The 6,476-nt window shown below is 41.2% G+C and carries 7 protein-coding genes; all 7 read right to left on the reverse strand.

Features of this window, described 5'->3' with window-relative positions:
• Positions 1-510 precede the first annotated feature (510 nt).
• Positions 511-2,412 (reverse strand): TonB-dependent siderophore receptor, encoded by a 1,902-nt coding sequence (locus D0T84_RS20820; RefSeq protein ID WP_163309808.1) that lies wholly within the window; start codon positions 2,410-2,412, stop codon positions 511-513.
• 6 nt (positions 2,413-2,418) lie between these two features.
• Complete coding sequence (locus D0T84_RS20825) at positions 2,419-2,820, reverse strand: phosphoribosyltransferase (protein ID WP_163309810.1); 402 nt, start codon at positions 2,818-2,820, stop codon at positions 2,419-2,421.
• 8 nt (positions 2,821-2,828) lie between these two features.
• A complete protein-coding gene (locus D0T84_RS20830; protein WP_163309812.1) occupies positions 2,829-3,338 on the reverse strand; it encodes an ECF transporter S component in 510 nt (169 codons plus the stop codon).
• A gap of 325 nt (positions 3,339-3,663) precedes the next feature.
• Positions 3,664-4,302 (reverse strand): pyridoxamine 5'-phosphate oxidase, encoded by a 639-nt coding sequence (gene pdxH / locus D0T84_RS20835; protein ID WP_163309814.1) that lies wholly within the window; start codon positions 4,300-4,302, stop codon positions 3,664-3,666.
• A gap of 491 nt (positions 4,303-4,793) precedes the next feature.
• Entirely contained in the window at positions 4,794-5,057 is a 264-nt protein-coding gene (gene rpmA, locus D0T84_RS20840) for a 50S ribosomal protein L27 (RefSeq protein WP_163309816.1), read from the reverse strand.
• 20 nt (positions 5,058-5,077) lie between these two features.
• Positions 5,078-5,389: a 50S ribosomal protein L21 gene (gene rplU, locus D0T84_RS20845; protein ID WP_163309818.1), complete on the reverse strand. Its 312-nt coding sequence runs from the start codon at positions 5,387-5,389 to the stop codon at positions 5,078-5,080.
• 129 nt (positions 5,390-5,518) lie between these two features.
• A complete protein-coding gene (locus D0T84_RS20850) occupies positions 5,519-6,025 on the reverse strand; it encodes a hypothetical protein (protein ID WP_163309820.1) in 507 nt (168 codons plus the stop codon).
• Between the last annotated feature and the right edge of the window lie 451 nt (positions 6,026-6,476).

The following is a 6,476-nucleotide window of genomic DNA, read 5'->3' on the forward strand; positions in this document are numbered from 1 at the left end:
GAAAATTCAAATCGAAAAATCAAAGAACGTGCTCACTCCCCTTTATCCATAAGGGTTTTAACGATGTCAATATTTTCTAAACCGGACACTAGTGATGAATTATGAATTGTTATTAATGCGAATCAGGGGTTAAAAGCAGCTCTACTCCTGCCTGAAAGGCAGAATCTTCATAACCGTATGCAAGCGCAGCGTAGCTTACGGAGCAAGGGGCAATTACACTCCCCCTGCCCGAAGCGGCAGGACACACAGTATGTCCTGTCTTTCAGACAGCTGGTGTTGCACATCCTTTTTCCGCAGGTCGATGACCCGCAGTTATGAAGATTTGGCTTTTCAAGCCATTTCTCAAATCCTGATTGGCATTATTAAATATTTGTTTAAAAAAGTGACAAAAGTGACACCTTTCTTCTCTTTTTCTTCTGTTACTTTTTTCTGCCTTACGGCTCGCTTGCCGTAGGTGTGTTGTATATTATAAGATAATCTTTTTCGTTTCCTATAACTATTTATAGTCCTTCAAAACCTTAAGCCAATACCGCCAAACACAGTAGCCCGTGGCATCGGATAACCTGCGTTAATCTCATATTTCTGAGCCAGAAGGTTTTCTCCTTTGACGAATATTTCGAGTAAGGCTACAGGCCTGTAAGCTGCCCTTACGTTCCACAACGTGAAGGTCTCTTTCTGTGCTTCGGCGCTGGTATTCTTATTTTCTAAAACCGTATATAGCCCGTGTATAAACTGTACTCCTGTAGCGGCTATCCATTTGTCATGGGAGTAATTTACTCCGGCATAAAGTTTATGTTCGGGCGATGCCAGAACCTTGTATTTCATGTGCAGGTAACTGTAGTTGGCCGACAGGCTGACAAACGGGTTTACCTTGTATTGTGAGGCAAATTCCAATCCGTAATTCTTTATCTTCCCGGTGTTTACATTCAGCGGTTTGTTGTCAGCCATTACCGTTTGGATGCTGTTGCTGCCATCTATATAAAATAAACTCAGGTCGAGGTTTAACGCCCTGTTCAGCAACTTCTGCGATGCCGATATTTCGTAGTTCATAAGCCGCTCGGCCTTTAAGTCAGGATTTTGGGGCGGGAACATGTACATTTCGCGTATTGTAGGGTTGCGAAAGCCCTTACTTACAATTCCTTTAACGATTGTGTTTTCGGTTGCTATATAGCTTATCCCCGCCTGTGGAACCCATTCTGTTCCGGTATTCGCGTTGTGGTCTACTCTTATTCCGGCATTCAACACAACTCTGGAAGCCAGCGTTTGTTGAAAATTGATATATCCGGCTACTTCATTTACGCTTTCCTTTGCTATATCGGCATCTTCCCTGTTGTCGAGATACCTGTTCCAAGCACGCCCTCCATAGTGCTGATAATCTATTCCGGCGGTTGTCTGGTTTCCTGCGAAGAAGCTGTAATTCTGGTATAAGGTAATGCCTGCCATCCTGTCGTTCGACCTGAAACGGTAATCCTTCGGGTCGGCTCCGGCTGAATAACCGTCATTGATCTTATGAGCGCCGAAGTTATAATACAATTTTAGGGCGCCTGATGTGTTGTCATAATTGTTTTCGAGTGAGAATGAAGTTACTCCTCTGGTTATGTCCGCGTCATTGTCGATGGCAGGGGCGCTGACCGTTCCCGGATTTGATGCTTTAAATTTGGTCAGATCCAAGTCTGCAAATATCTTCCAGTTGGCGGTAATATCATATCCTGCTTTCGCGTATCCGCTGTATTGTTCGAAGTCCATATTTTCACGATGGCCGTCCGAACGGTTGTAACTCAGCGAAATATAACTGTTAAACTTTCCGGAACGGATAGCATTGTTGGCCTCGGCGGTAAGTGTGTTGTATGAACCATACATAGTCCTAAAATTAGTTCTTACACCATCCTGAAGCTGTTTTTTTGTAATAATGTTGATAACGCCTCCCATCGCGTTCGACCCGTACAATACGGAAGCAGGCCCGCGCACGACTTCTACGCGTTCTGCCATTAGCGATTGGTACGAATCGGCTAAAGGGTGTCCCATGAGTCCCATATATTGCGGATGCCCGTCTATGAGCATTAACATCTGTGTTGTGGGGCTTCCTCCTATACCGCGTATTGTCATTCCTCCCGCGGCTCCTGCAGCTACTCCGTATCCCATAACGCCGCGTGAAGTGACGAACAGCCCCGGCACTTCTTCGGTAATAATGGGCAATAAGGATTGTTCGAAACGGTTTTCTATCTGTTTGCTACCCACTATGGTCACACTCATGGGCAGATTGTTGATATTGACAGCAGGACGGCTTCCTGTAACGATAACGTCGCCCAGCCGGATAGAATCCCGAACCACTGCATCAGGATAATTATCTTTCGCGTAGCTTAGCTGGACAGATAGTATCACTGATACAATTACACAGATATTTTTTCTCATTTTGTTTCAAAATAGCCATGGAAATTTAAAGCAGTCTTCATTATACAGGCAATAGTCCGCTTTTCCATTTACTGCAAATGTCTTTATCAGTTTTGCCTCTTCCAGCAGTTTTGTAGCCAGAGAAAGGGACGCGCCTGTTTTTACCCTGTCTTCTACCAGCAGGATAACCTTGCCTTTGAAGTCAAAATCGATAGGTGCTATCAGTTGCGGACTATCATACTTCGGCTTCTGATTGGCGTCACGCAAGTTTATTTTCAGTAGTTGTATTTCAATATTTAGCCGTTGATTGAGTATGGCCGCAGGTACTATGCCGCCGTTAGCTATAGCGACAATCATATCGAAATCTTCATGAAAACTGATATTGCGGAAGCGTTCGAGCACCTCCGCAAATGATTTATTATCTGGCATTGTTGATCTTAAATTTTAGCAATAGCTTTTAATAAAGCATATCCTCCGAATATCTGGACCAGCATTCCCGGTACACCTATACGGAAGTTTTGTACTGCAACGAAGAAATCCCTTACAACAGCCCATTCGATAAGCGTGCCTACTACCTGATAAGCTAATACGGCAGCCACTATTCCCAGGAAAGAGATTTTCTGTAGACGATGAGCAGCATATGCGGCAGCACCGGCTAGTAAGGTCGACTTGATCAGTATTGCCGGTAATATTGCTGGCGAAGGCATCCCGAATAGCACGCTATTGAGAAGCGGGGACAATATTGCGGTTAGCAGACCTACGCGCAAACCATATTTGTATGCAGCTATCAGCGTAAAGAAGTAAATAGGCAACCATGTCAAACCTCCGCCCGGTACTAAGTGGCAAAGTTGAGGAAGGGCTATATTACCGACAATGAATAGCAGTGCAAACAGATAGGTTTTAACCTCTTTGTAAGTTAAGGAATAAAGTTTTACCGTTGTTTCCATAATTATAGCAAATTAAAGTGTGTTATATTCTTTTTGTTTTGTTTGGTATCCTTGTTCAAAAGATGGAGTCTACAGATTATAGTTTTTGTAAAAACAGCAGTATTGCTCTCTCTGACCGGTACTCTCTCATGGTATTAACAAATGCAATACTAAAAATTATAATTGATATGGACAAATATTATAATATCTTTTCACTTTTAAAGATATGATTTATAATATCAGCACAAAAATAGAAAATAATAATCAAATTCTTTTCATCGTACGAATGGATATTTATTTCTATCCCAGCCGTAAATATATGATATTGTAATATTTTGGTTCCTTATTAGGGAGCTAAACGCTCTATTTTCCACGAGTTGCCACAGAGGGTATATTGTATTCTGTCGTGCAATCTGTTGCTGCGCCCTTGCCAGAATTCTATCAGATAGGGTTTTACAATATATCCGCCCCAGTTTTCGGGACGGGAGATTTCTTTTCCCGCGAATCTTGTTTCAAAATCCGACATCAGTTCCTCCAGATAAGCCCTGCCGGGGATGATATGGCTTTGTGGCGAAGCCCATGCGCCCAGTTTGCTTTTGGCAGGGCGCACTTCGAAATAGGAGTCGGAGTCGGTTTCGGGAATCTTTTCCGCAACGCCTTCTATCCTGACCTGCCTTTCCAGTTCGTGCCATACAAAGTCCAGCGCACAATATTTATTCGCGGCTATTTGCTGTGCCTTCCGGCTGTCATAGTTTGTAAAGAAAACGAAGCCCTCCGGCTTGATTTGTTTGAGGAGTACAATGCGTGACGATGGCTTCCCTTCGGCGCTTACGGTTGCCAGATTCATCGCGTTGGGTTCCAGTGCTTCGGCTTTGACGGCTTCGTTAAACCATTGTTCGAACATTGTTATCGGGTTGGGCAATACGTCTTTCTCATCGAGTGTTTTCAATGTAAAGTCCCTGCGGATATTGAATAAGTCTGTCATATAAATAATCTGGTTGACGGGTAGACTAGATACAAGTTGACAAGCTGGAAAAACTTATGCTTTTTGCTTTGTCAGCATTTTTGCGTAAAAGTAATAAAAAATCCCCACTGACATCTCGTCTGTAAGTATCCGGATCTACTAAAAAAGAATAATAAGGCATATAGGTCAAAATTCTCTTTTTTATAATAGAGTTTATATTCAATAAAAGAGTAAGGAGCATATTTTTAGGAGTTTTAGTTGCCACGACTTTCAAGTCGTGGATAATAATACAGATAGAAAACGACTTTAGTCAAAACATTTTGGCTAAAGCCATTATCTGATTAGACTATTATCCTCCAGCTAAAGCAGGAGGCAATTAAATAACAGAGAATAAATCATATATAATCTTATTGAATATAAACTCTAATAATGACAAGGGCTTGGATTTGTGTTAAATAAAAAAGCAGCCTGATTATTCAGACTGCTTTCCTTATTCTTATAAGCTGTGTTTCTTAAGCTTCCGCTACAGGAAGAACAGAAACAAATGATCTGTCATTTCTTTTTTTGCGGAATACGACTGTACCATCCACAAGGGCAAACAGGGTATGGTCTTTACCGATACCAACATTTTCTCCCGGATGATGAGTTGTTCCTCTCTGACGAACTATGATGTTTCCTGCTTTTACAACTTCTCCACCAAATACTTTAACGCCCAATCGTTTACTTTCCGATTCACGGCCGTTTTTCGAACTACCTACACCTTTCTTGTGTGCCATTTTCTTCTGTCTTTAACTGATTAAGCAATAATTTCTTTAACGATAACTTCTGAAAACTGTTGACGGTGACCGTTCAATTTGCGGTATCCTTTTCTTCTTTTCTTGTGGAAAACAAGAACTTTGTCGCCTTTAGCCTGAGATACTATCTCTACTACGACTTTCGCGCCTTCTACCGTAGGAGTTCCTACTGTAACAGTACCAGCATTGTCAACTAATAATACTTTGTCGAACTCAACTTTTGAGCCGTTTTCTGCGTTGATTCTGTGAACAAACAACTTTTGGTCTTTTTCAACCTTCATCTGCTGTCCCTGAATGTCTACGATTACGTACATCTGTTTTATAATTTACAGGTTATGTGCCTGAGGCGAACCGTTTTACATGCGGCTTCTTATTAGCCTATTGGCAATCGGGTGGCAAAGATAATAAATCGTTGCGAAAAATTCAAATCTTTACCGAAAAGATTATCTGGCTTCTTTTATTTTTAACTCCCCGCTTATACCACTGGGTATAGTGTTTGGGTCGATACCTAAGCCTTCAGCTACGACTTTTATATCTGCGGTAGAAAGATTGCGGTAAGTAGTGAGCGTATTATCTGTTATCAGAAATTTGGCAACTGTGATTCCTCCCTGTAGCGTATTTTCTATATAAAGCGAATCTCCCTTTGTGCTATACGGGTCGGTAGACTCACTTAAAAGCCCGTCGGTTCCCGAAATGCCTTTCTTTCTGATAATTGTTTTTACGCTCAATTCGGTAAAAGTCCTTGTTGTTTCGTTTTCTTTCAGGTTTTGTTGAATAAAGCGATTGAGCATGTCATCCAAATCGGAATCTGTCTCTGAAGTGGTTATTTTTTGCTCATACATTTTCCATTCTCCTTGTATGGCAGGCCTTTTGTCGTCGCCTCCATCACAAGATACATTCAGCGTACAGATTGCAAACAGAATAGTAAGATGTGTTATAAGTTTTTTCATTTGTAATATGTTTGTAGTGCAAATATATACATATTTATTATAATGCGGTGCGCAGTATACGATTTTAAGAGTCTTTTTAAATTTTATAGCAAATCTTTTTTATAGCTATTTTTAGATGGATTTTATCCTTTTTGCTAGCCGAACCAACGGTCAGCGGAGCTAATTAGCGGGCTAAACCAAGAGTAAAAAGGGAATTGAAAATCGGCGGAGCCAAAAAGATGCTAAAAAGAGCCTAAAAAAATTGCTAAGAACTATTGACCAGAACCTGTAATAAAAATTTTCGCTAAAATTTAAACAGTTACTTCTATGTTGTAATCCAAATATTCGGAGTATTATTTTTCGTTTTTATTTTTTTTCATAAAAACAACTACATTTGTATCAGGAAGTTGAAGAGGAAACAGGCTCTGCTGGGGAGCAACTTGTCAGCAATACACTTCCTGCGTTACGCAGT

This window comes from Dysgonomonas sp. 521 (assembly GCF_010501055.1).
Taxonomy (GTDB): domain Bacteria; phylum Bacteroidota; class Bacteroidia; order Bacteroidales; family Dysgonomonadaceae; genus Dysgonomonas.